Source organism: Staphylococcus sp. AS1337 (assembly GCF_051408735.1).
In the GTDB taxonomy this organism is placed as follows: domain Bacteria; phylum Bacillota; class Bacilli; order Staphylococcales; family Staphylococcaceae; genus Staphylococcus; species Staphylococcus xylosus_B.
This window is the reverse complement of sequence record NZ_JBOIHZ010000001.1, coordinates 231,728-257,214: the sequence shown is the minus strand read 5'-3', so window position 1 is coordinate 257,214 and position 25,487 is coordinate 231,728. Positions and strand designations below refer to the sequence as shown.

Sequence of the window (25,487 nt, the reverse complement as noted above, 5' to 3'; positions counted from 1 at the left end):
GATTTATAAAATATCATCATTATATTATATTCAAAAGTAAAATATAGCAAGGCGTTTTGCAGATTTTTTATAAATTAGATAATTGTTTATAAATAGTTGAATAGTAGAAAAAGCAAGAATGCAAAATTAATATACCCGCTTTTTATAACAAATAATTTTTTATTAGCTTATTTAATAAAACGACATTTTATCTTTTAAATATTAAATACATTTTTATTAATATTACGTTACCTGTTGTTGATATGGAACAGGATGATCTAATTCAAATTGAGCGCCGGTAGCAATTTTCTTATATTGATAACCAAAGTAAGCAACCCATAATATGGTCAACACAAATGCGAGTATATAGCTCAAATTAAGGTCTAAGCCTAAACCAATTTTCTGACTTAAAATATAAGTAAATATATTCCATGTCATAAATACAGCTGGTATAGCTGCAACCCAGAAGTTCTTTTTCGCTATTAATAAATACATGGTGCCTACCCACAATGCCACTACAGCAGTTGTCTGGTTAGCCCAAGAAAAATAACGCCATAAAACTGTGAAGTCAACTTGTGTTAATCCAAAACTTATAACAAATAATGGTGCAGCAACTATAATTCTTTTTACAATACTGCGCTGTCCATAATTCAAATAATCTGCAATAATCATTCTTGCACTACGAAAAGATGTATCCCCACTTGTTATCGGTAGTATGATAACGCCTAATACAGCAATTGTACCGAAGACAGAACCTAATAATAGATGCGAAGCTTGACTAACTACTAGCGCCGCTTCACCACGCGCTAACACATCATTTAAGCCATTATAGCCATTAAATAGACTCATTCCAGCTGCTGCCCATATCATTGCAATAATACCTTCTGCAATCATCATACCGTAAAAAATGAAACGACCATTCTTTTCCTTATTAGTTGTTCTTGAAATAATAGGTGTTTGTGTCGCATGAAAACCAGATAATGCGCCACAAGTAATGGTAAAGAATAATAATGGAAAAACAGATGCACCATCAGGATGCATATTCTTTAAACTTAACTCAGGAATAGGAGCACCTGTTTGAATAAGACGGAACCCAATGCCTACTGCACTCACTAAGAGTAAAGCACCAAATATTGGATATATACGGCCAATTATTTTATCTATTGGTAAAATTGTAGAGAGTACATAATATAAAAAAATAACAAATATAATAATACCTAGAGCAATACGACCATCCATTAAATTATGTAAAAGTAAGGCTGGACTTGTTACGAAAACTGTACCTGTTAACAACAATAATAAAATTGAAAATATATTAACGAAATGTTTCATAACTTGTCCCAAAAATTTACCTGCAAGTTCAGGTAAATGTGCCCCTTTGTTTCTTATCGAAATCATTCCAGTTAAATAATCATGTACAGCACCTGCAAATATACAGCCAAAAACAATCCAAATAAATGCTACTGGGCCATATAAAGCCCCCATAATCGGACCAAATATAGGACCAACTCCTGCAATATTCAATAATTGAATCAGTGAATTAGATGATGTTTTCATAGGTAAATAATCTACATTATCCCTTTGATGATACGCTGGCGTAGGCCTCTCTTCTTTTGTTCCGAACATTTTATCGATATATTTCCCATAAGTGAAATACCCAATAATAAGTATAATAATAGAAACTATAAATGTGATCATGTTACCATTCCCCCTTAAGATAACGTGAAAGCGTTTTCTTAATTTAATCATAAATAGTGTTTTTTCACAATGTTCCGTTAATGTTTTATTCTAATTTGTTTCATAGAAATTGGTAATATTATTATATGAAGGACAATCAATGTTCACTTAATTTTTTCAATTGATTATCCTATTTAATAAAGATAACTACATAGTTAGTTTTCTATTATTGTAAAATTATGTTGAAGTTAATCGGACAACACAAACCCATGAATACTACTAATATAAATGCAATCAATAAATAGTTAAAAGTCGAGACAAATGATGTCTCGACATCAGAACCCATACGAATCTTAGGTTATAGTTTGTCTAAGATTTGTTTATTCATAGTTGTATAGTTATTTTTCAAAACAGCGGTGGTCTTTTAAAACGAAGTTGGCTCTTTTATCAATTGATTTATTCAACATAATAAACACCACCACTGTTTAATTTATATATAATAATCTTTTCAGTATAATATTGGCAGTGATTTGGACCGACTCCTGCGGGAAGAACACTGCCGAAGACTACAGGCTAACCCAGCGCTCGCGGAAAGTGTGCACAAAAAAATGCCAACAAAGTCGGAGGCTTTGTCGACATTTTGAGGTCCAGACATCCATTTGTCTCAACCTTTATAAATCTAATATTTATACAATTTAATTTTAATTTCATAGTAATCATCGTGATCTTTAGCTTGATGTTCGAATTTAATACCACTTTTTTCAATAGACTCTAAGCTTTGGCCAACTGCTTCACGAGCATCAGTTAAGTCTTTTTCAAACTCAAATCTACGGGCTTTAACTTTTTCAGGACCAAGTTTTTGTTTAACTCGGGCTTCTGTTTGTTTAACATTTAGTTTTTGGCTAATAACTGTTTCGACCAAGTCAACTTGATCTTCTTCTGATAAACTTAACATCGCACGTGCGTGACGCTCTGTAATCTTACCTTCACGTAGACGCTCTATTACTTTAGGCACTAGTTTTAATAGTCTTAATTTATTTGCTATAAAACTTTGGCTTTTACCAACACTTTTAGCCAATTCACTCTGCGTGGTATCACCAATATCTAATAGCTTCTTATATGCTTCCGCTTCTTCTATAACAGATAGATTTTCACGTTGAATATTTTCAATTAAAGCTACTACAGCCGTTTCTTCATCATCTAAATATCTGATAATTACATCCGCATGTGTTTTATTGAGTGTTTGTAACGCTCTAAATCTACGCTCACCTGCGATGATTTCAAACATATCTTCTTCGATTGGACGTACTACAATCGGTTGTAGCAAACCATGTTCTTCTATAGATTCTGCGAGTTCTTTAATCTTATTTGGCTCAAATACTTGTCTCGGTTGATAACGGTTTGGCACAATGCGTTCGGTATGAATAGATTCAACGTTATTATGATCCTCTTCAATATAACCAACAATGTCATCTTTGTTCTTTAAACCAAATAATTTAGAAAAAGGTTTCTTCATTTATTATGCGCTCCCTCTAAATTAATTGTATTGAATTGAATTCTTTCTATTTTTCAAGTAACGGTGACTTATTCGGCGTTCCTGGTTTTCTTGGATATTTCTTAGGTGTTTGACTTCTTTTATCAATGATAATCATCTGTCTTTCACCTGCGTTTTCAGGTAATTCGTATGAAATGGTATCCAAAACTTTACCACCTAGGACACCTATACCAAAACGTGCTTCTTCCAATTCTTCTTCACCTTTAGAAGATTTTAAAGCAATAAATTGCCCACCCTTTTTAACTAATGGAATACACAATTCACTCAATACCGAAAGTCTTGCAACTGCACGTGCAGTCACAATATCATAAGACTCCCTGTAGACTCCCTTGCCAAATGTTTCAGCACGATCATGTACAAAACTAACATGTTCTAAATCTAAAGCATCTGCCAATTGGTTTAAAAAATGTATTCGCTTATTCAATGAATCTACAATCGTAACTTTTAAATTTGGAAAAATAATTTTTAAAGGAATGCTAGGAAAACCAGCACCAGCACCTATGTCACATATTGTTAATTCTTTAGTTAAATCCGTATAAAAACTAGCCGCAATTGAATCATAAAAATGTTTCAAATATACTTCATGTTCCTCTGTAATACTTGTCAGATTCATTTTTTCATTCCACTCTACAAGCATTTGATAATACGTTTGAAACTGTTGTTGTTGTTTGTCTGAAAGTTCAATTCCATGTGTACTGAGTTGCTTAGTTAACCATGTTACACTCATTTTAATTATTCACCCTTTGAATTTTACCTTGTTCAAGAAATACAAGTAAGATTGAAATATCGGCTGGATTCACACCTGAAATACGAGAAGCTTGCGCAATATTTAAAGGCTTAACTTCTGCTAATTTTTCTCTTGCTTCCGTAGCTAAACTATCTACTTTGCTATAGTCTAAATCCTCTGGAATTTTCTTCTCTTCCATACGTTTAACTTTTTCAACTTGTTGTAATGACTTATTGATATATCCTTCATATTTTGTTTGAATTTCAACTTGTTCTTCAACATCTGAAGGTAATTGATGTGATTCATCTAAGATTTCAAGGATTAAATCATATGTCATTTCTGGACGGCGTAGTAATTCTAAAGCTAATATACCATCTTTTAGACGTGAACCGCCTTGTGCTTCAATAATTGCTTGTACACGCTCATTTGGTTTAACACGAATGCCCTGTAGACGTTCTTGTTCTGATTTAATCATGTCGCGTTTTTCATTGAAGCGTGCATAACGTTCTTCAGAAACCATACCTAATTCATAACCTAAGTCTGTTAAACGTAAATCAGCATTGTCATGTCTTAATAGTAAACGATATTCTGCACGAGAAGTTAATAAACGATAAGGTTCATTCGTACCTTTAGTAATAAGGTCGTCTATAAGTACACCGATATAAGCATCAGAACGACTTAATATGACTTCTTCTTTACCTTGAACTCTGGCTGCTGCATTAATACCTGCCATAATACCTTGACCGGCCGCTTCTTCATAACCAGAAGTCCCATTAATTTGACCAGCTGTATATAAGTTTTTTATTTTTTTAGTTTCAAGTGTTGGCCATAATTGTGTAGGTACTAGCGCATCGTATTCAATTGCGTAACCCGCACGCATCATGTCTGCTTTTTCTAAGCCAGGAATAGTTTCTAGCATTTGACGTTGTACATGTTCTGGTAAACTTGTTGATAAACCTTGAACATAAACTTCATTTGTACTTCTACCTTCTGGTTCTAAGAATAACTGATGACGCGGTTTATCATTGAAACGAACAAACTTATCTTCAATTGAAGGACAGTATCTTGGACCAGTACCTTTAATCATACCTGAGTACATAGCTGATAAATGTAAATTATCATCAATTACTTGGTGTGTATCACCATTTGTATACGTTAACCAACATGGTAATTGATCTAAAATATACTCTGTTGTTTCAAAACTAAATGCTCTACCAACGTCATCGCCTGGTTGAATTTCTGTTTTAGAGTAATCAATTGTTTTTGCATTAACACGTGGTGGTGTTCCTGTTTTGAATCTAACCACATCAAATCCAAGTCCTCTTAAGTTATCAGCAAGTGAAATAGACGGTAATTGGTGGTTTGGACCACTAGAATACTTCATGTTTCCTAGTATAATCTCTCCACGTAAAAACGTACCTGTTGTGATGATTACTGCCTCTGCCCAGTATTCTGTTCCAATATTAGTACGCACGCCTTTAATTACATCGTCTTCAATAATTAAATCGTCTACCATACCTTGCATAATATCAAGGTTGTCTTCATCTTCAATTACTTTCTTCATTTCTTGTTGATATAACACTTTATCAGCTTGAGCACGTAAAGCTCTAACTGCTGGTCCTTTACCAGTATTTAACATGCGCATTTGAATGTGTGTTTTATCAATTGTCTTGGCCATTTGACCGCCTAATGCGTCAATTTCACGTACAACAATACCTTTTGCTGGGCCACCAACTGATGGGTTACATGGCATAAACGCGATGTTATCTAGGTTAATTGTTAACATTAACGTTTTGGCGCCACGTCTCGCTGAGGCAAGTCCTGCCTCAATACCAGCATGCCCAGCTCCTATTACTATTACATCATATTCTTGAGCCATAATTTTTCCTCCTTATTATTTTCCTAAGCAGAATTGACTAAATAACTGATCAATCAATTCATCGCTTGCGGATTCTCCGATAATTTCACCTAAAATTTCCCAAGTTCTAGTTAAGTCTATCTGTATCATATCCATTGGTATGCCTGTTTCTGCCGCGTCTATAGCATCTTGAATTGTATTTCTTGCCTGTTTCAGTAACGAGATGTGCCTTGAATTCGATACATATGTCATATCTTGGTTTTGAACATCGCCACCAAAGAATAAATCTCTGATTTGTATTTCTAATTGATCAATGCCTTCTTGTTTTAACATAGACGTTTGTATCAATGGCATATCGCCAATCATTTCTTTAACTTCATCTAAATCTAATTGTTTGTCTAAATCCATCTTATTTACGATAACAATAGCATCTTCGTTTTTAATAACTTCGTATAATTTACGGTCTTCTTCAGTTAATCGCTCATTATAATTAAGTACAAATAAGATTAAATCAGCTTCGCCAAGTGCTTTTCTAGAACGCTCTACACCAATACGTTCTACAATATCTTCAGTCTCACGTATACCAGCTGTGTCTACAAGCCTTAATGGTACACCTCTTACATTAACGTATTCTTCTAATGTATCTCTTGTTGTTCCAGGTACTTCGGTCACTATAGCCTTGTTATCTTGAATAAGATTATTGAGCATAGATGATTTACCTACATTTGGTTTACCGACTATTACTGTAGCTAAGCCTTCTCTCATAATCTTACCTTGCGTACCTGTATCAAGTAATTTATTAATTTCAGTTTTAATTTTATTAGATTTATCCAATAAGACTTCTGTTGTAGCATCTTCTACATCATCATATTCTGGATAATCTATATTAACTTCAACTTGTGCGAGAATTTCGAGAATGGATTGTCGCTGTCGTTTGATCATATCACTTAAACGACCTTCTATTTGATTCATTGCAACTTTAGATGCGCGATCGGTCTTAGAACGAATAAAATCCATAACTGCTTCGGCTTGAGATAAATCAATACGACCATTTAAAAACGCACGTTTTGTATATTCACCCGGTTCTGCCATACGAGCACCATATGTCATTGTTAATTCTAATATCCTATTTATTGTCAAAATACCGCCATGACAGTTTATTTCAACAATATCTTCTCTTGTAAAAGTTTTAGGTGCTCTTAATACACTGACCATAACTTCTTCTACTACTTCATTTGATTCAGGATCAATTATATGACCATAATTAATGGTATGAGATGCCACATCTTCAAGCTTTTCTTTACCCTTAAATAACTTATCTGCAATTTCTACTGAATCAATACCAGATAAACGTACGATTCCTATTGCCCCTTCACCCATTGGCGTGGATATACTCGTTATCGTATCTAAATCCATCATCCATCTCGCCTCCTTGTTGAACTCATTTTTTGTCATTATAATATTTTAAAGACTTTCCTATTAAAAAGCGAACATATTGTTTTGAAAAATTTAAAAATGCATTGAAGGTAAGCCTAAGGTTTGTCTGATGTAAGCCTTACTTCAGTCTTATTTTAGCCTCCCCTACCCTATCTAAATACGCTTATTAAAAACTTTCGCTATTTTCAAAACATGTTCTAAGCTAGACTGTATTTGTAAAGTGTCCATATGTTTTGCTGGTTGCCTTGCAATTACAATAATTTCTATTGGTATAATATCTTCCTTATGAACTTTAAAGTTTTCTCTAATCGCTCTCTTAATTCGATTTCTAACAACTGCATTACCCAACTTTTTAGAAACACTAATACCTAATCGAAAATGTTCTAGCTCTTTATTAGCTTTTGTATATACCACAAACTGTTTATTAGCTACTGATTTCCCTTTTTTATAAATGAATTGAAAATCACTATTCTTTTTAATTCGGTACGCTTTCTCCACCAAACATCACTCACTTATCTATTCATTACATATATTCATATATATGTTATATATCTATATCCATAATTGTCTTAAAACAACAATTAAACTCAGCGTATTCACTAATCATTTTGCTAAATTAAAACCAAAAAAAAGACCACTGATGAGTCAGTGATCTTATGCTGATAATACTTTACGGCCTTTACGACGACGACGCGCCAAGACTTTACGACCATTTTTTGTGCTCATGCGTTTTCTGAAACCATGAACTTTACTATGTTTACGTTTATTTGGTTGATAAGTACGTTTTACCATGCAAAAACACCTCCATCTTTATTCGGTTCTATACTATTATAATAGATAAATTAATATACGTTTCTGCCTTTAAGTCTTGATTTAACTGTTATTAATTTCTAGTCATAATTCAAGCAACTACTACAATATAACAAAATATATTTTATAAAGCAAGTATCAATTTGTGTGACTCTTTTAAAATAGCTTCAGAGCAATAATACTATTTCTTTAACTATTTATATTGAAGAAACTTAACAACTATCACTTCAATATTGTTGTTGAATTGTATCATACTCCCCCTTTTACACATAACCATCTATGCATAATTTTCATTATACATTTTTCATACATATTTTATAAATTATTTCCCAAGCCCACAAAACGCTAAAAATTTGATATACTGTTTATTCCTTAAAGTTATCCACTTATACACAGTAGAACGATACATATTTGTGGATAAAATATATATTATTCACAGGGTTCCATACAATTTAACAACATATTCACACCCATTTGACAGAGGTTCATGTTAAAAAGTATAATTGTGTGGATAAGTCATGTAGATATTGATAAATACAGGGTTTAATTTATTAAATTATATTGTAAAAGTCTGTGTATAAATCATAGAACTAGATTAGTTATCCACCGATTGTGTGTAACTTGTGGATAATTATCAACAGGCTGTGATTCTTTTTAATTACACTTGTTACTTTTGTGTATAACTTTTAAAATTTACGAAAGTTGGAGTTAGTTATTATGTCAGAAAAAGAAATTTGGGAAAGAGTTCTAACCTTAGCTCAAGAAAAAGTTAGTTATCCTAGCTATCAAACTTTTCTTAAAGATACGAAACTTTATCAACTACAAAACAATGAAGCCATTGTAGTTATAGATGATCCTTTTGTTGCTAATTGGTTAAAATCGAATTACGTTGAAATTGTTCAAAGTGCCTTATACGAAGCAATTGGTCATGAAATTATGCCTGTTTTCTATACAGAAGATGAATTGGAAAACTTAAATCCAAGTAAAAATCAAGAAACTAATGAGGGTGAACAATTCAAAAAAGAATATACACCTGGTGTAGATGAAGCTGCTATTGGCGGAGAACAATTCAATACACATAATACATTTGAAACATTTGTTATTGGACCTGGCAACAGATTTCCTCACGCAGCAAGCCTTGCAGTTGCTGAAGCTCCTGCACAAGCATACAATCCATTATTTATCTATGGTGGCGTTGGTTTAGGTAAAACCCATTTGATGCATGCGATTGGACATTATGTATTAGCAAACAATCCTGATGCTAAAGTGATTTATACTTCAAGTGAAAAATTTACCAATGAATTTATTAAATCTATCCGGGATAATAAGACTGAACGTTTTAGAGAAAAATATCGTAATATTGATGTACTTCTCATTGATGATATTCAATTTATTCAAAATAAAGAACAAACACAGGAAGAATTCTTCCATACGTTTAATGAATTACATCAAGCAAATAAGCAAATTGTTATTTCCAGTGATAGACCACCTAAAGAAATTGCTAAACTTGAAGATCGACTACGTTCACGTTTTGAATGGGGACTAATTGTTGACATTACGCCGCCTGATTATGAAACAAGAATGGCAATTTTACAGAAAAAAATTGGCGAAGAAAACTTAGATATTCCGACTGAAGCACTTACTTATATCGCAAATCAGATTCAATCAAATATTCGTGAACTTGAAGGTGCGTTAACTCGTGTATTAGCATTTTCGAAATTACAAGGTCAACCTATTACAACTGAATTAACAGCTGCAGCGTTGAAAGATATTATTCAAGCACCTAAATCTAAAAAGATCACCATACAAGATATTCAAAAAATTGTCGGCCAATACTATAGTGTGAAAATTGAAGACTTTAGTGCAAAAAAACGTACAAAATCAATTGCTTATCCTAGACAAATTGCGATGTATCTTTCTCGTGAACTAACAGATTTTTCACTTCCTAAAATTGGCGAAGAATTTGGTGGACGTGATCATACTACTGTTATTCATGCACACGAAAAAATCGTAAAAGATATACAAAATGATCCAACTTTTAAGCAAGAAGTTGAAAATTTAGAAAAAGAAATAAGAAATCAGTAAAATATTCTGTACTATAACAGTTTTATTGTAGTTTATTTGAGGAATAACATGATGGAACTATTTTTGTGAATTGTGGATAATGTGTAAAAGTCATACACAGTGTGCACAAGTTATCCACAGTCTTTAAAGGGTGACACCATCACTTAGATTTGAGTTATCCCCTAATCCACAAGCCCTACTACTATTACTACTGTTTTAAAACCTATATAATTTAATATATAAACGACTGGAAGGAGTTTAATATGATGGAATTCACAATTAGAAGAGATTATTTTATTAATCAATTAAATGACACGTTAAAAGCCATCTCACCAAGAACAACATTACCAATCTTAACTGGTATAAAAATTGAAGTTAAAAACAACGAAGTAATACTTACTGGATCTGATTCAGAAATATCAATAGAAATCACTATACCTAAACAAGTTGATGGTGAAACTATTATTGAAATTACAGAAACTGGCTCAGTGGTACTTCCTGGTCGTTTCTTTGTAGATATTATTAAAAAATTACCAGGTAAAGAAGTTAAATTGTCTACCAATGAACAATTCCAAACATTAATAACATCTGGTCATTCTGAATTTAACTTAAGTGGTTTAGATCCTGATCAATACCCATTATTACCACAAGTTTCTCGTGATGATGCAATTCAATTATCAGTTAAAGTACTTAAAAACGTGATAGCACAAACGAATTTCGCAGTGTCCACCTCAGAAACACGTCCAGTACTAACTGGTGTTAACTGGCTTATACAAGATAATGAATTAATATGCACAGCTACAGATTCACACCGCTTGGCTGTGAGAAAAGTAGCTTTAGAAGACGATTCTGAAAATAAAAATGTCATCATTCCAGGTAAGGCATTATCTGAATTAAATAAAATTATGTCTGACAACGAAGATGATATCGACATTTTCTTTGCATCTAATCAAGTACTTTTCAAAGTAGGTAACGTAAACTTTATTTCACGTTTATTAGAAGGTCATTATCCTGATACATCTCGTTTATTCCCAGAGAATTACGAAATTAAGTTAGGTATTGATAACGGTGAATTCTATCACGCAATTGATCGTGCATCATTATTAGCACGTGAAGGCGGAAATAATGTAATAAAATTAAGTACAGGTAATGAATTAGTAGAATTATCTTCAACATCTCCAGAAATAGGTACTGTGAATGAAGAAGTTAAAGCAAGTAATGTAGATGGTGGTAACTTAAAAATTTCTTTCAATTCAAAATATATGATGGATGCACTTAAAGCCATTGATAACGATGAAGTGGAAATAGAATTTTTCGGAACTATGAAGCCATTTATTTTAAAACCAAAAGATGACGACTCAGTTACACAACTTATTTTACCAATTAGAACATACTAAAATTAGTATAAAGTGTGAATAAGTGAGCCATAGCAACTAAATTAAGTAGCATATAATGATATATGCATAGCATGAAATAGTTAACTAAGACATATTTAAACAATTTTATTAACTGACTGATTAACTTTGCAGGAGCGAGACTATGAAACCAATTTGTACATTGGTTTCTGTCCGTTCCTTTTTTTATGGAATTTCAACAAAATAAAAGAAATGTGAAACATTAAAACGTGTATACAAGAAAGAGATAATGCTAAAAAAGTGAGTGAATTAAGAGAAGATAAAATAAATTTTAATGATTAGAAGCATATAGAGGGCCAATATAAGCCCAAAATAGATATTAGTGGACCCAAACATCATAACTCAAAAAAATACGCTAAAAATAGCTTAAAATGCAAATTTTAGTTAAGTGTATAAAAATTATGAATTTTATAGCAACACTTTATAATTTGTTTTTAAATAATGATTTGTAGATAGATTGATATTAATTTTAAAGAAATGGATTATTAATCATTAATTTTTGATATAATATTACTAGTAAAGAGCTGTTATAAACAACTTTGAAACTAAATATAAAAAAATAGTTAAAATAAGTTTGAAGAAATCGCTTACTCACTGTATTTTACATGAAATTTTTCGTAAAAAAAGGTATAATATATAAGTGAGCTTAAAAGAAATGGAGTGATTGATTTGGTTGAAGAGGTAATCGTTGATGGGGACATTACTTTAGGACAATTTCTAAAGACAGAAGGTATTATCGAATCTGGCGGACAAGCAAAATGGTTCTTACAAGATTTTGACGTCATGATTAATGACGAGCGTGAAACACGTCGCGGTAAAAAATTAAATCATAGAGATAGCATTGTTATACCAGAAGTCGGTTCATTTTTGATTTTACATCAAGGTGAAGAATGAAATTAAAGAAACTCCAACTAGAGCATTATCGAAATTACGAGTCAATCAGTTTAAATTGTCATCCTGACGTAAATATTTTGATCGGTGAAAATGCTCAAGGGAAGACAAACTTACTTGAATCAATATATACCTTAGCATTAGCAAAAAGCCATCGAACATCTAATGACAAAGAACTGATACGTTTCAATAGCGATTATGCTAAAATAGAAGGTGAACTTAGCTATAGATATGGCGAGATGCCTTTAACGATGTATATTACCAAAAAAGGCAAGCAAGTTAAAATCAATCACTTAGAGCAAAGTAGACTGACACAATATATAGGTCATTTAAATGTCGTATTGTTTGCGCCTGAAGATTTAAACATTGTCAAAGGATCGCCACAAGTTAGACGCAGATTTATAGATATGGAACTCGGTCAAATATCTGCGGTATATTTAAATGATTTATCACAATATCAGAGGATTTTAAAACAAAAAAATAATTATTTGAAGCAATTGCAATATGGTCAAAAGACGGACAGTACAATGCTAGAAGTCTTAAATCAACAATTTGCAGAGTATGCGCTCAAAATTACACAAAGACGTGAACATTTTATTAAAGAACTTGAATCACTAGCTAAACCTATCCATTCTGGTATTACCAATGAACGTGAAACATTGTCACTAGAGTACTTGCCAAGTATTAAATTGGCAGATGAAGAACAAAGTGAGACGGAACGCTTAGAGGAAGTCTTAACCTTACTTAATGACAATATGGAACGCGAGAAAGATAGAGGCGTATGTTTATATGGCCCTCACAGAGATGATTTAGGTTTTAATGTAAATGATATGGACGCTCAAACGTACGGTTCGCAAGGTCAACAGCGAACAACCGCACTATCAATAAAACTCGCTGAAATTGAGTTGATGAACATTGAAGTCGGTGAGTATCCAATATTATTGCTAGATGATGTACTAAGTGAATTAGATGATTCGCGTCAATCTCATTTATTGAGCACTATTCAACATAAAGTGCAGACTTTTGTAACGACGACATCCGTAGATGGTATAGAACATGAAATCATGAAAAACGCTAAACTTTATCGCATTAACCAAGGCGAAATTATAAAGTAACAGAAAGTGAAGGTGGAAGCATTGTCAGATGTGAACAACACGGAAGATTATGGTGCTGGACAGATACAAGTATTAGAAGGTCTAGAAGCGGTACGTAAAAGACCTGGTATGTATATAGGGTCAACTTCAGAAAGAGGTTTACACCATCTTGTATGGGAAATTGTCGATAATAGTATTGATGAAGCACTTGCAGGGTATGCTAACCAAATCGAAGTTGTTATTGAAAAAGATAATTGGATTAAAGTAACAGATAATGGACGTGGTATCCCGGTTGGTATACAAGAAAAAATGGGACGCCCAGCAGTTGAAGTTATTTTAACAGTACTTCATGCCGGTGGTAAATTCGGCGGTGGCGGATACAAAGTTTCTGGTGGTCTACATGGTGTAGGTTCTTCTGTAGTTAATGCCTTATCTGAAGACCTGGAAGTTTATGTATATAAAGATCGTCAAGTTTATCATCAAGCTTATAAAAAGGGTGTTCCTCAATTCGACTTGAAAGTAATTGAAGAAACAGAAGAAGATAACACTGGTACAATGATTCGTTTTAAAGCGGATCCTGAGATTTTTACAGAAACAACTGAATATCATTATGAGACATTACAACAACGTACAAGAGAACTTGCTTTCTTGAATAAAGGTATTTCAATTACTTTGAGAGACGAACGTGGCGAAGAAGTTAGAGAAGACACTTATCACTACGAAGGTGGTATTAAGTCTTACGTTGAGATGTTAAATGAAAATAAAGAACCATTACATGAAGAGCCTATATATGTACATCAAACAAAAGATGATATTGAAGTTGAAATTGCATTACAATACAACAAAGGCTTTGCAACCAACTTATTAACTTATGCGAATAACATACACACTTATGAGGGTGGTACACATGAAGAAGGCTTTAAGCGAGCACTTTCTCGTGTATTAAATAGCTATGGTATAAGTAGTAAAATTATCAAAGATGATAAAGAGAGACTTTCAGGTGAAGATACGCGTGAAGGTTTAACAGCTATCGTTTCAATCAAACATGGCGATCCACAATTTGAAGGACAAACAAAAACAAAATTAGGTAACTCTGAGGTACGTCAAGTTGTTGATAAATTATTCTCTGAGTTGTTCGAGCGTTTCTTATTAGAGAACCCGCAAGTAGGACGCATAGTTGTTGAAAAAGGTATTATGGCTTCTCACGCGCGTCTTGCTGCGAAAAAAGCACGTGAAGTGACACGTCGTAAATCTGCTTTAGAAATCTCAAGCTTACCTGGTAAACTTGCAGATTGCTCTAGTAAAGATCCTTCCAGAAGTGAAATCTTTATCGTAGAGGGTGACTCTGCCGGTGGGTCTACAAAATCAGGTAGAGACTCAGAAACGCAAGCGATTTTGCCATTGCGTGGTAAGATATTAAACGTTGAAAAAGCTCGCTTAGATAGAATATTAAATAATAATGAAATCCGTTCTATGATTACAGCATTTGGTACAGGTATTGGTGGAGAATTTGATTTAAGCAAAGCTCGTTACCACAAAATTGTACTGATGACTGATGCTGACGTCGATGGTGCGCATATCAGAACGTTGCTATTAACATTCTTCTATCGCTTTATGAGACCGTTAATAGAAGCAGGCTATGTATATATTGCTCAACCGCCTTTATTCAAATTGACACAAGGTAAACAAAAATATTATGTGTTTAATGAACGTGAGTTGGAAAAACTTAAAGCTGAGTTAGATCCTACACCGAAATGGTCAATTGCACGTTATAAAGGTCTTGGTGAAATGAACGCAGACCAATTGTGGGAAACAACAATGAACCCAGAAAATAGAGCTATGTTGCAAGTATCATTAGATGACGCGATAGAGGCAGATCAAGTTTTTGAAATGCTCATGGGAGACGTTGTTGAGAACCGTAGACAGTTTATTGAAGATAACGCAGTCTATGCCAACCTAGATTTCTAATAGAATGAACTGAATTTTTGAAGGAGGATATCTTGATGGCTGAATTACCTGAATCAAGAATTAATGAACGAAATATAACGAGTGAGATGCGCGAATCATTTTTAGATTATGCGATGAGCGTTATTGTATCGCGTGCTTTACCAGATGTTAGAGATGGTTTGAAACCAGTACATCGACGTATATTGTATGGTTTGCATGAACAAGGTATGACACCAGATAAGTCATATAAGAAGTCTGCCCGTATTGTTGGGGACGTAATGGGTAAATATCACCCACATGGCGACTCATCTATTTATGAAGCAATGGTAAGAATGGCACAAGACTTCAGCTATCGATATCCTTTAATTGATGGACAAGGTAACTTTGGTTCAATGGATGGCGATGGTGCAGCGGCGATGCGTTATACTGAAGCCCGTATGTCTAAAATTACATTAGAGATGCTTAGAGATATAAACAAAGATACGATTGATTTTATAGATAACTACGATGGTAATGAGAGAGAGCCGGCAGTCTTACCATCAAGGTTCCCAAACTTACTAGTTAATGGTGCTTCAGGGATTGCAGTAGGTATGGCTACAAATATTCCACCACATAATTTAACAGAAGTTATTAATGGTGTATTGAGTTTAAGTTATAACCCTGATATTACTATTGCGGAATTGATGGAAGATGTTCAAGGCCCTGACTTCCCAACAGCGGGAATTATACTTGGAAAGAGTGGTATTCGTCGCGCCTTTGAAACAGGCCGTGGATCTATTCAAATGCGTTCTCGTGCTGAAATTGAAGAACGTGGTGGCGGACGTCAACGCATCGTCGTTACAGAAGTTCCATATCAAGTAAATAAAGCACGTATGATTGAAAAAATTGCTGAATTAGCACGTGATAAAAAGATTGAAGGTATCACAGATTTACGTGACGAAACAAGTTTACGTACAGGTGTACGTGTTGTTATTGATATTCGTAAAGATGCAAACGCAAGTGTCGTACTAAATAATTTATACAAACAAACTCCATTACAAACATCATTTGGTGTGAATATGATTGCTTTAGTTAACGGCAGACCTAAATTAATTTCATTGAAAGAAGCTTTAGAAGAATATTTAGAGCATCAAAAAGTAGTAGTACGTAGACGTACAGAATACAACTTGAAGAAAGCATTAGATCGCGCACATATTTTAGAAGGACTAAGAATTGCATTAGATAATATCGATGAAATCATTCGAGTGATCCGTGAATCAGAAACTGATAAAGTAGCGATGGCTAGCTTACAAGAACAATTTAAATTGTCTGAACGTCAAGCTCAAGCTATCTTAGACATGCGTTTAAGACGTTTGACAGGTTTAGAGCGAGACAAGATTGAATCTGAATATAATGAATTGATAGCATATATTGAGGAATTAAAAGAGATTCTTGCTGACGAAGAAAAATTATTACAAATCGTCCGCAATGAATTAATCGATATACGTGAACGTTATGGTGATGAACGCAAATCTGAAATTCAACTTGGCGGACTAGATGATATCGAAGACGAAGATTTAATACCTGAAGAACAAATCGTGATTACATTAAGTCACAATAACTATATTAAACGTTTACCAGTTTCTACATATAGAGCGCAACATCGTGGCGGACGTGGAGTACAAGGTATGAATACACTTGAGGAAGACTTTGTTAGTCAACTCGTAACGTTAAGTACACACGATAACGTATTGTTCTTTACTAATAAAGGACGCGTGTACAAACTTAAAGGTTATGAAGTGCCTGAGCTATCACGTCAGTCTAAAGGTATCCCAGTAGTCAACGCGATTGAACTCGATAATGACGAATCAATCAGTACTATGATTGCCGTTAAAGACTTAGAAAGTGAAGATGATTATTTAGTATTTGCAACACTCAAAGGTAGAGTGAAGCGTTCTGCATTGAGTAACTTCTCTCATATCAATAAAAACGGTAAGATTGCGATTAGCTTCAAAAATGATGATGAACTGATTGCTGTTCGTCTCACTGACGGAGAACAAGACATTCTGATTGGTACATCTCATGCATCACTAATACGCTTTAACGAAACTACATTGCGTCCGTTGGGTCGTACAGCAGCAGGAGTTAAAGGTATTACACTTAGAGAAGATGATAAAGTTGTCGGTTTAGATGTCACTAATGCTGAGAGCGATGAAGAGATTCTAGTCGTTACTGAAAATGGATACGGTAAACGTACCCCAGTCGATGATTACAGATTATCAAACCGTGGCGGTAAAGGTATAAAAACAGCTACAATTACTGAGCGTAATGGTAATATTGTATGTATTACTTCAGTAACTGGAGAAGAAGACCTGATGGTTGTAACAAACTCAGGCGTCATTATTCGTATTGATGTAGAAGATATCTCGCAAAATGGTCGTGCTGCTCAAGGTGTAAGATTGATTAAATTGGGTGAAAACCAAATTGTATCAACAGTAGCTAAAGTTAATGATGAAGATGAAATTAAAGAAGTTGATGAATCAACTGAAGCTATAGCATCTGATGTAGACAACGACAATGCATCACAAACTGATTTACAAGGTTCACAAAATAGTGAAGCCATTGTAGAAGATGATGCGCCAGGAAATGCGATTCACACAGAAGTTGAAGATGAGGAAAATACGTCAAACAATGATGAACGACAAGAAGTAAGACAAGACTTCATGGATCGTGTTAATGAAGATATAGACAACGCGGATTATGGAACTGATGAAGACAATGAAGAAGAATAACTTTAACAAAAAGACCTACCTCATATGAGGTAGGTCTTTTTATATTATTCATTTTCTAATGATTTCATAGCAATTGGAATTTCACTAATAAGTCTAGAAGGCGGAACGACATACATTTTTTCAGCTAATTGTTCGCCAATAAAACTGTGTGTATATGTCGCACTTGTAACAGCTTCTTCGATATCATTAAATTGTCCAACAAAGCTAGTTATCATACCAGATAAAGTATCACCCATGCCTCCAGTGGCCATCGCTGGTGTACCAATAGGTAGTTTGTAATCTTTATCTTTAAAGTAAAGTTCTGTACCGTGCATCTTCAGTATAATTGTGGCACCAATACGGTCTACCGCTTCACGATTACGTTCATAAGTTTGTTCATCTATCGGGATACCGCTTAAACGCTCCCACTCTTTTTGATGTGGTGTGAATATGACTTTACAAGTTGGAATCTCAGGTTTCAATTTACTGAAAATCGTAATAGCATCACCATCTACTATCAAAGTTTGATGAGGTTGTATATTTTGAAGTAGGAAAGTAATTGCATTATTACCTTTAAAGTCACAACCTAATCCAGGACCGATTAAAATACAATCTGTGTTTTCAATCATTTTTGTTAACATTTTTGTATCATTTATATCGATTACCATTGCCTCAGGACACCGTGAATGCAAAGCAGCATGATTTGTTGGATGAGTCGCTACTGTTATTAAACCACTACCACTGTATACACATGCTCGTGCTGCAAGCATGATTGCACCACCTAAGTTCGCATTACCACCAATTAAAAGAATTCTACCATAATCACCTTTATGTGTTTCATCTTTTCGCTTTGGGATGCTCACTGATGATAAAGTTTCCATATTGAAACCCCCTTCTTAAATTACTGAATGTGTGTAAAGTTCTGTATTTTAATAAAGAAAATTAACTGACTAACATATTAAAGATGTTCTGCTTTTAAAAGTAATTATGACAATTGCAGAACGATTTGTATTTCAGTTAATTCTCCTTCGTTTTCGTAATAAGAATTATAAATACAATAAGAAATATTATACCTGGTTGTGCTATTAGTCAATAGTTAAAAGCGTTAAGAAATTATTAATTTTAATAAACTTATTTTTATTACAGCTTTATCCCATTAAAACAGTAATTTAATACCATGTTACGGATATTGGTTAAGCTATTGTCCAGCAAAAAATGTAAGCGTATACTCAAAATAATTAGAAAAAAATATTAATGAAGGAGATGGGAAAATGACATTACAACTTAATGGGGAAACATTAACGATTAATGATATTAAACAGTTTTTAAATAGAGAAGATAAGGTAGAGGTTACAGAAGATGCGTTTGAACGTGTGAAAAAGAGTCGCCAAACAGTTGAAGCTATTATAGAGAATAAAGAAACAATTTATGGAATTACAACTGGTTTTGGTTTGTTTAGTGATGTACGTATAGACGAAGGAGAATACAACCAATTACAAGTCAATTTAATTCGTTCACACGCATGTGGTATGGGAAAACCATTTTCAGAAGAAGTTGCATTAGTGATGATGGTATTAAGATTGAATACATTATTAAAAGGGCATTCTGGTGCAACTGTAGATTTAGTAGAACAACTGATGTATTACATTAACGAAAGAATTATACCTGTTATTCCACAACAAGGATCATTAGGTGCTTCGGGAGATTTAGCGCCACTATCACATTTGGCTTTGGCATTAATAGGAGAAGGTAATGTCTTTTATAAAGGTGAAGAAGTAGACAGTCGGTACGTCTTAAATCAGTTAAATCGCAAAGCATTAGATTTACAAGCTAAAGAAGGTCTTGCGTTGATTAATGGTACACAGGCAATGACTGCTCAAGGTGTTATCAATTATATAGAAGCGGAAGACCTAGGTTATCAGGCGGAGTGGATTGCTTCCCTTACACACCAAGCTTTAAATGGTATTACAGATGCCTATAATGACAAGGTACATAAAGTTCGAAATTTCCAAGAACAAATAGATGTTGCGGCTAGGATGTTAGACTGGTTGGAAGGTTCAGAATTGACGACTACTCAAGGTGAAATACGTGTGCAGGATGCTTATACTTTGCGCTGTATCCCTCAAATTCATGGCGCTAGCTTCCAAGTATTCAATTATGTGAAAGAAAAGTTAGAGTTTGAAATGAATGCTGCAAATGATAATCCACTTATATTTGATGAAGATGATGAAACCCTTGTTATCTCAGGAGGAAATTTCCATGGTCAACCTATAGCGTTTGCTTTAGACTTTTTAAAACTAGGTGTAAGTGAATTAGCGAACGTTTCAGAGAGACGTCTAGAACGCTTGGTAAATCCTCAATTAAATAATGGACTACCGGCCTTTTTAAGTCCACAACCGGGATTACAAAGTGGTGCAATGATTATGCAGTATGCTGCAGCAAGTCTTGTTTCAGAAAATAAAACACTTGCACACCCAGCAAGTGTTGATTCTATACCGTCTTCCGCTAATCAAGAAGATCATGTTTCCATGGGGACTATAGCTTCAAGACATGGCTACCAAATGATTGAAAATGCTCGTCGTGTATTGGCGATCGAAACAATCATCGCTCTGCAAGCTGTTGAATATAAAGATATTGATAAGTTATCACCTAAGACGTATGAAAAATATCAAGAACTACGTCATATTGTGCCATCTATCACAGAAGATAGACAATTTCATAAAGATATTGAAGCAGTATCACAATATTTGCGCGATGTTGCTTATATGGATGAGATATAATTGACATAAATACTATCACTCTTGAAAAAAATGATGTTATTTGCTATATTTAATTTAACTTAATAAGTCATTGTTCGTAGGATAAGTAGTATTAATTGTTCGGTTTCAGAGAGCCTGTGTTGAGTGTGAACAGGTAGCCAAGGTTAATGTGAATCTACCTACTATTAAGAGAACAATCGGATTTAACCGTTATTTTTGTGAGAGTGCAGTCTAATTTTAGACTGTTAAATAGGGTGGCAACACGTAGACCACGTCCCTTGTATAGGGATGTGGTCTTTTTTGCGTGTTTATCCCAAATTTTAAAAATTGAAAGGATGGATGAAGTTATGTTAGATATTAAATTATTTCGTAATGACCCTGATTTCGTTAAAGAAAAAGTAGCTAAGCGTGGTATGGAAGATACAGTAGTAGATGAAGTACTAGAATTAGATGAACAGCGTCGTCAGTTAATTAGTAAAGCTGAAGAAATGAAAGCTGAGCGTAATAAAGTTAGTGGTGAAATTGCTCAGAAGAAACGTAATAAAGAAGATGCAGATGATGCAATCGCAGCAATGCGTAAACTTGGTGATGAAATTAAAGTTTTAGATGATACACTTAATCAAGTTGATGTGGATCTTAACGATAAATTATCACGCATTCCAAATATTATTCATGATGATGTGCCTGAAGGTGCTACAGACGAAGATAATGTAGAAGTTAAACGTTGGGGTACGCCAAGAACATTTGATTTTGAAGAAAAAGCACATTGGGATTTAGTAGAAGAATTAAAAATGGTTAATTTTGAACGTGCAGCTAAAGTATCTGGAGCTAGATTCGTCTTCTTAACAGGCGAAGGTGCACAATTAGAAAGAGCATTAATGAACTATATGATTACGAAACATACAACACAACATGGTTATACAGAAATGATGGTACCACAATTAGTTAACGCTGATTCAATGTATGGTACTGGTCAATTACCTAAGTTTGAAGAAGACTTGTTTAAAGTTGAAAAAGAAGGATTATATACTATACCAACTGCAGAAGTACCGTTGACAAATTATTACCGTAATGAAATTATCGGACCAGATGAATTACCAGCTAAATTCACTGCCCAATCAGCATGTTATCGTAGTGAAGCGGGCTCAGCTGGTCGTGATACAAGAGGCCTTATTCGTTTACATCAATTCGATAAAGTTGAAATGGTTCGTTTTGAAAAACCAGAAGATTCTTGGCAGGCTTTAGATGAGATGACTGAACATGCAGAAGCAATTTTAGAAGAATTAGACTTACCATACCGTCGTGTTATTTTATGTACAGGTGATATTGGTTTTGGTTCAAGTAAAACTTATGATTTAGAAGTTTGGTTGCCAAGCTATAATGAATATAAAGAAATAAGTTCTTGTTCAAATATTACTGATTTCCAAGCACGTCGCTCAAATATTCGTTTTAAACGTGATAAAAATGCTAAACCAGAATTAGCACATACACTTAATGGTAGTGGATTAGCAGTAGGGCGTACGTTTGCTGCAATAGTTGAAAATTACCAAAATGAAGATGGTTCTGTAACAATACCAGAAGTATTAGTTCCATATATGGGTGGTAAAACAGTCATCCGTCCTATTAAATAAATTATTAAAAGTGCGTAGTTAAAGTATTAGCTACGCACTTTTTTATATGTATAGAGAGGGTAGGGGAGGTGTAAAAGTTGAGTATAAGAAATACATAAAATACGCACTATTAAAATAGTTAATTTGATTGAAAGTACTGGAGTTTATAAGGGTGGTCTAATAAATAACACAAGATTCTGAAATAGTTAAATAACTGTATTAACAATATTTCAAGACATACGTTAGACTAACGTCACACAAACCGATGTCTAAAGGTATTGATTACTTTTATGCTATTATATTAGAATGGGTTTACTGTTTTTAGCGTTTGAGGTGAGAGGGTGGAAAAATGGACAATGAGGCGCATGTTACTTTTAAACAAGGTGTAAAAGCGTGTATTCCTACTTTGTTAGGTTATGCTGGTGTTGGTCTGTCTTTTGGAATTGTTGCAGTGGCATCGGGATTTAGTATGTTGGAAATTATTTTACTTTGCTTGCTAGTGTATGCGGGCGCGGCACAGTTTATTATTTGTGCGCTTGTTATTTCTGGCACGCCCATATCTGCAATTATATTGACGACATTCATTGTGAACTCAAGAATGTTTTTATTAAGTATGACGCTTGCGCCAAGTTATAAAAACTATAGTTTATTAAATAGGATCGGTCTTTCTACATTAGTAACAGATGAAACATTCGGTGTAGCTATTACACCACATTTAAAAGGTGAGAAGATTAATGATCGTTGGTTGCATGGATTAAATATAACAGCATATGTTTTTTGGACATTTGCATGTATTATTGGTGCAGTCTTTGGTAAATACATACATCAACCAGAAGCACTAGGATTAGATTTTGCAATTACCGCTATGTTTATATTCTTAGCTGTCTCGCAATTTGAGTCGATTAGACGCTCGAAGATAAACATATATTTTGTATTGATTATATGTGTGATTGTAATGATGCTTAGTTTAAGCTTGTTTATGCCTTCATATTTGGCTATCATATTAGCTTCAACTATTGCAGCGCTGATTGGAGTGATGATGGAACGATGACAACGACGGTACATATGTTAACAATTATCGTGTTATGTGGTGTGGTAACATGGCTCACACGAATTATTCCCTTTATTTTGATAACTAAAATAAAGTTATCTGAACGTGTTATTAAATGGCTATCATTTATACCAATTACATTATTTACTGCTTTAATTATCGATGGATTAATAGAGCAACAAGAAGATGTCATGGGTTATAGCTTTAACGTGCCATTCTTAATAACGATGCTCCCGACTATTATCATTGCTGTGATATCACGCAGCTTAACAATCACTATACTTAGTGGCATTGTCATTATGGCAGTGTTACGTTGGGTATTTTAAACAATCCTATTGAAGTAAGTTATATTATCCGTTAAACTATAAATAATTAGAAAATTAAGATATTTTAGATTACATTAACATTTTAATTTTATCTTAATTAATGAGCTTATCTTTAATACAATTAAAATCAAATCTTATTTCGAGAAGCTGAGGGACTTGGCCCGTGGACGCTTCAGCAACCGGCTTATAAAGTACGGTGCTAATACCATCGATACACTCGAATGATAAGTACTTTTAACTTCTTACTTATTTTATGAGTGAGGAGTTTTTTTACTAAGTAGGAGGTAAAACATGACGAATTATACGGTTGATACACTAGAACTAGGGCCATTCAAAACGGAGTCAGGTGAATTCATCTCAAACTTAAAACTACGTTATGAACATGTAGGATTAAAAGGGCAACCACTCGTAGTGGTCTGTCATGCTTTAACAGGTAATCACTTAACGTATGGTACAAATGAAAATCCTGGATGGTGGAGAGGGATTATTGACGGTGGTTATATGCCGATTAATGATTACCAATTTTTGACATTTAATGTTATTGGAAGCCCTTATGGTTCAAGTTCTGCGTTAACAGATCCAAAGTTTCCTGAGACACTTACGTTAAGAGATATCGTACGTGCCATAGAATTAGGCATTGAAACATTAGGTTTCGAAAGGATTAACATATTAATCGGCGGTTCGTTAGGTGGCATGCAAGCCATAGAATTATTATATAATCGTAAATTTGATGTTGAAAAAGCAGTGATTCTCGCAGCTACAGATAAAACATCATCCTATAGTCGTGCGTTTAATGAGATAGCGAGACAGGCCATTCATTTAGACAATAAAGAGGGGATGAGTATTGCAAGGCAGTTAGGGTTTTTAACATACCGTTCGTCTAAAAGCTACGATAAACGTTTCTCACCAGATCAAGTTGTAACCTATCAAAAACATCAAGGCAATAAATTTATGAATCATTTTGATTCTTTATGCTATTTAACACTCCTAGACGTCTTGGATAGCCATGACGTAGATAGAGGACGCGATGATGTAGATGAAGTGTTTAGTAACCTAGATACTAAAGTAATGACAATGGGCTTCACAGATGATTTGTTATATCCAGATGACTTAGTGCGTGCCGTGGGAAAACGTTTTAAATATCACAAACATTTCTTTGTCCCAGATAACGTAGGTCATGATGGTTTCTTATTGAATTTTAATGACTGGGCACCTAATCTATATCACTTCTTAAAAGTATATAAAATTAAAAGAAAATGATTTAACAACTCTATTATATTAATTTCTAGGATGAAGCTATATGACTACTTTCGATAGGGGGAGGGTAGTCTGACATATATATAGTACATCCTTTTTTTGTACAAGTATTTAAGTTGTGGTGGCGTAAAGTGAAACGAGAAGTAGTAGTATTAGAAATGTAATACCGTGAAGTGTTGATTAGTTCAGTCATTTATAAGTTTATAATTTTGAAAAGTATAGTATATCGTTATCTTCTGTATTTGGATTGCCAATAATTGTATAAAAGTTTTAAAGAGGT

19 protein-coding genes, 1 riboswitch and 1 other annotated feature are annotated in these 25,487 nt (G+C 33.9%); of the genes, 11 read left to right on the top strand and 8 right to left on the bottom strand.

The genetic code is table 11. The features are described from left to right. Nucleotides 1-222: 222 nt before the first annotated feature. The 7 genes from ACSUE0_RS01185 to rpmH all read right to left on the bottom strand — a co-directional run bounded on the left by ACSUE0_RS01185 (nt 223) and on the right by rpmH (nt 8,025). The gene (locus tag ACSUE0_RS01185; RefSeq protein WP_119613348.1) at nt 223-1,677 is read right to left on the bottom strand and encodes a carbon starvation CstA family protein; all 1,455 of its coding nucleotides are present in this window, start codon (nt 1,675-1,677) and stop codon (nt 223-225) included. 658 nt (nt 1,678-2,335) lie between these two features. Next, nucleotides 2,336-3,172: a ParB/RepB/Spo0J family partition protein gene (locus ACSUE0_RS01180; RefSeq protein ID WP_436955688.1), complete on the bottom strand. Its 837-nt coding sequence runs from the start codon at nt 3,170-3,172 to the stop codon at nt 2,336-2,338. 46 nt (nt 3,173-3,218) lie between these two features. Then, a complete protein-coding gene (gene rsmG, locus ACSUE0_RS01175) occupies nt 3,219-3,938 on the bottom strand; it encodes a 16S rRNA (guanine(527)-N(7))-methyltransferase RsmG (RefSeq protein ID WP_107554720.1) in 720 nt (239 codons plus the stop codon). 1 nt (nt 3,939) lies between these two features. Beyond that, nucleotides 3,940-5,817: a tRNA uridine-5-carboxymethylaminomethyl(34) synthesis enzyme MnmG gene (mnmG, locus tag ACSUE0_RS01170; protein ID WP_119613345.1), complete on the bottom strand. Its 1,878-nt coding sequence runs from the start codon at nt 5,815-5,817 to the stop codon at nt 3,940-3,942. 15 nt (nt 5,818-5,832) lie between these two features. Then, nucleotides 5,833-7,212 carry a tRNA uridine-5-carboxymethylaminomethyl(34) synthesis GTPase MnmE gene (gene mnmE, locus ACSUE0_RS01165; protein ID WP_026113536.1) on the bottom strand — a complete coding sequence of 460 codons (1,380 nt, stop codon included), beginning with the start codon at nt 7,210-7,212 and terminating at the stop codon, nt 5,833-5,835. 174 nt (nt 7,213-7,386) lie between these two features. Then, nucleotides 7,387-7,731, bottom strand: coding sequence for a ribonuclease P protein component (gene rnpA, locus ACSUE0_RS01160; RefSeq protein WP_119613353.1), 345 nt, complete (start codon nt 7,729-7,731; stop codon nt 7,387-7,389). 156 nt (nt 7,732-7,887) lie between these two features. Further along, the gene (gene rpmH / locus ACSUE0_RS01155) at nt 7,888-8,025 is read right to left on the bottom strand and encodes a 50S ribosomal protein L34 (protein ID WP_000240855.1); all 138 of its coding nucleotides are present in this window, start codon (nt 8,023-8,025) and stop codon (nt 7,888-7,890) included. A gap of 735 nt (nt 8,026-8,760) precedes the next feature. Here rpmH and dnaA point away from each other — a divergent pair. The 6 genes from dnaA (at nt 8,761) to gyrA (ending at nt 18,225) form a co-directional block, all read left to right on the top strand. Continuing rightward, entirely contained in the window at nt 8,761-10,128 is a 1,368-nt protein-coding gene (dnaA, locus tag ACSUE0_RS01150; protein WP_119613344.1) for a chromosomal replication initiator protein DnaA, read from the top strand. A 242-nt stretch (nt 10,129-10,370) separates the two neighbouring features. Next, the gene (dnaN, locus tag ACSUE0_RS01145; RefSeq protein WP_436955685.1) at nt 10,371-11,504 is read left to right on the top strand and encodes a DNA polymerase III subunit beta; all 1,134 of its coding nucleotides are present in this window, start codon (nt 10,371-10,373) and stop codon (nt 11,502-11,504) included. Nucleotides 11,505-12,182: 678 nt separating this feature from the next. Next, nucleotides 12,183-12,416, top strand: coding sequence for a S4 domain-containing protein YaaA (gene yaaA, locus ACSUE0_RS01140; protein ID WP_171914394.1), 234 nt, complete (start codon nt 12,183-12,185; stop codon nt 12,414-12,416). Then, nucleotides 12,413-13,528: a DNA replication/repair protein RecF gene (recF, locus tag ACSUE0_RS01135; protein ID WP_436955683.1), complete on the top strand. Its 1,116-nt coding sequence runs from the start codon at nt 12,413-12,415 to the stop codon at nt 13,526-13,528. Before yaaA ends, recF begins: the two co-directional genes overlap by 4 nt. A 12-nt stretch (nt 13,529-13,540) precedes the next feature. After that, nucleotides 13,541-15,475, top strand: coding sequence for a DNA topoisomerase (ATP-hydrolyzing) subunit B (gene gyrB, locus ACSUE0_RS01130; protein ID WP_182475129.1), 1,935 nt, complete (start codon nt 13,541-13,543; stop codon nt 15,473-15,475). A gap of 35 nt (nt 15,476-15,510) precedes the next feature. Then, nucleotides 15,511-18,225, top strand: coding sequence for a DNA gyrase subunit A (gene gyrA / locus ACSUE0_RS01125; RefSeq protein WP_119613341.1), 2,715 nt, complete (start codon nt 15,511-15,513; stop codon nt 18,223-18,225). A 44-nt stretch (nt 18,226-18,269) separates the two neighbouring features. On the opposite strand, the gene ACSUE0_RS01120 is transcribed toward gyrA, so the two are convergent. Next, nucleotides 18,270-19,085 (bottom strand): NAD(P)H-hydrate dehydratase, encoded by an 816-nt coding sequence (locus ACSUE0_RS01120; protein WP_017723680.1) that lies wholly within the window; start codon nt 19,083-19,085, stop codon nt 18,270-18,272. 390 nt (nt 19,086-19,475) lie between these two features. Between ACSUE0_RS01120 and hutH the strand changes: the two genes are divergently transcribed. The 5 genes from hutH (at nt 19,476) to metX (ending at nt 25,210) form a co-directional block, all read left to right on the top strand. After that, nucleotides 19,476-20,984, top strand: coding sequence for a histidine ammonia-lyase (gene hutH / locus ACSUE0_RS01115; protein WP_119613340.1), 1,509 nt, complete (start codon nt 19,476-19,478; stop codon nt 20,982-20,984). Between the two features lie 70 nt (nt 20,985-21,054). Beyond that, nucleotides 21,055-21,245: a binding site (T-box leader), on the top strand. A gap of 65 nt (nt 21,246-21,310) precedes the next feature. Next, nucleotides 21,311-22,594 carry a serine--tRNA ligase gene (serS, locus tag ACSUE0_RS01110; RefSeq protein WP_119613339.1) on the top strand — a complete coding sequence of 428 codons (1,284 nt, stop codon included), beginning with the start codon at nt 21,311-21,313 and terminating at the stop codon, nt 22,592-22,594. Between the two features lie 328 nt (nt 22,595-22,922). Then, nucleotides 22,923-23,624, top strand: a complete 702-nt coding sequence (locus tag ACSUE0_RS01105) for an AzlC family ABC transporter permease (protein ID WP_119613338.1) — start codon at nt 22,923-22,925, stop codon at nt 23,622-23,624. Then, complete coding sequence (locus tag ACSUE0_RS01100) at nt 23,621-23,950, top strand: AzlD domain-containing protein (RefSeq protein WP_436955679.1); 330 nt, start codon at nt 23,621-23,623, stop codon at nt 23,948-23,950. Before ACSUE0_RS01105 ends, ACSUE0_RS01100 begins: the two co-directional genes overlap by 4 nt. A gap of 131 nt (nt 23,951-24,081) precedes the next feature. After that, a riboswitch (SAM riboswitch) is annotated at nt 24,082-24,181 on the top strand. Nucleotides 24,182-24,241: 60 nt separating this feature from the next. Further along, on the top strand, nt 24,242-25,210 hold the full coding sequence (gene metX, locus ACSUE0_RS01095) for a homoserine O-acetyltransferase MetX (RefSeq protein WP_436955677.1): 969 nt from the start codon (nt 24,242-24,244) through the stop codon (nt 25,208-25,210). The last annotated feature ends 277 nt before the right edge of the window (nt 25,211-25,487 follow it).

Excerpts from the sequence above, each read along its gene's own strand:
- ACSUE0_RS01185 (WP_119613348.1), bottom strand. The coding sequence starts at position 1,677 with ATGATCACATTTATAGTTTCTATTATTATACTTATTATTGGGTATTTC.
- metX (WP_436955677.1), top strand. The coding sequence starts at position 24,242 with ATGACGAATTATACGGTTGATACACTAGAACTAGGGCCATTCAAAACG.
- recF (WP_436955683.1), top strand. The coding sequence starts at position 12,413 with ATGAAATTAAAGAAACTCCAACTAGAGCATTATCGAAATTACGAGTCA.
- gyrA (WP_119613341.1), top strand. The coding sequence starts at position 15,511 with ATGGCTGAATTACCTGAATCAAGAATTAATGAACGAAATATAACGAGT.
- dnaN (WP_436955685.1), top strand. The coding sequence starts at position 10,371 with ATGATGGAATTCACAATTAGAAGAGATTATTTTATTAATCAATTAAAT.
- hutH (WP_119613340.1), top strand. The coding sequence starts at position 19,476 with ATGACATTACAACTTAATGGGGAAACATTAACGATTAATGATATTAAA.
- rsmG (WP_107554720.1), bottom strand. The coding sequence starts at position 3,938 with ATGAGTGTAACATGGTTAACTAAGCAACTCAGTACACATGGAATTGAA.
- ACSUE0_RS01120 (WP_017723680.1), bottom strand. The coding sequence starts at position 19,085 with ATGGAAACTTTATCATCAGTGAGCATCCCAAAGCGAAAAGATGAAACA.
- ACSUE0_RS01100 (WP_436955679.1), top strand. The coding sequence starts at position 23,621 with ATGACAACGACGGTACATATGTTAACAATTATCGTGTTATGTGGTGTG.
- ACSUE0_RS01180 (WP_436955688.1), bottom strand. The coding sequence starts at position 3,172 with ATGAAGAAACCTTTTTCTAAATTATTTGGTTTAAAGAACAAAGATGAC.
- dnaA (WP_119613344.1), top strand. The coding sequence starts at position 8,761 with ATGTCAGAAAAAGAAATTTGGGAAAGAGTTCTAACCTTAGCTCAAGAA.
- mnmG (WP_119613345.1), bottom strand. The coding sequence starts at position 5,817 with ATGGCTCAAGAATATGATGTAATAGTAATAGGAGCTGGGCATGCTGGT.
- serS (WP_119613339.1), top strand. The coding sequence starts at position 21,311 with ATGTTAGATATTAAATTATTTCGTAATGACCCTGATTTCGTTAAAGAA.
- rpmH (WP_000240855.1), bottom strand. The coding sequence starts at position 8,025 with ATGGTAAAACGTACTTATCAACCAAATAAACGTAAACATAGTAAAGTT.
- mnmE (WP_026113536.1), bottom strand. The coding sequence starts at position 7,212 with ATGGATTTAGATACGATAACGAGTATATCCACGCCAATGGGTGAAGGG.
- ACSUE0_RS01105 (WP_119613338.1), top strand. The coding sequence starts at position 22,923 with ATGGACAATGAGGCGCATGTTACTTTTAAACAAGGTGTAAAAGCGTGT.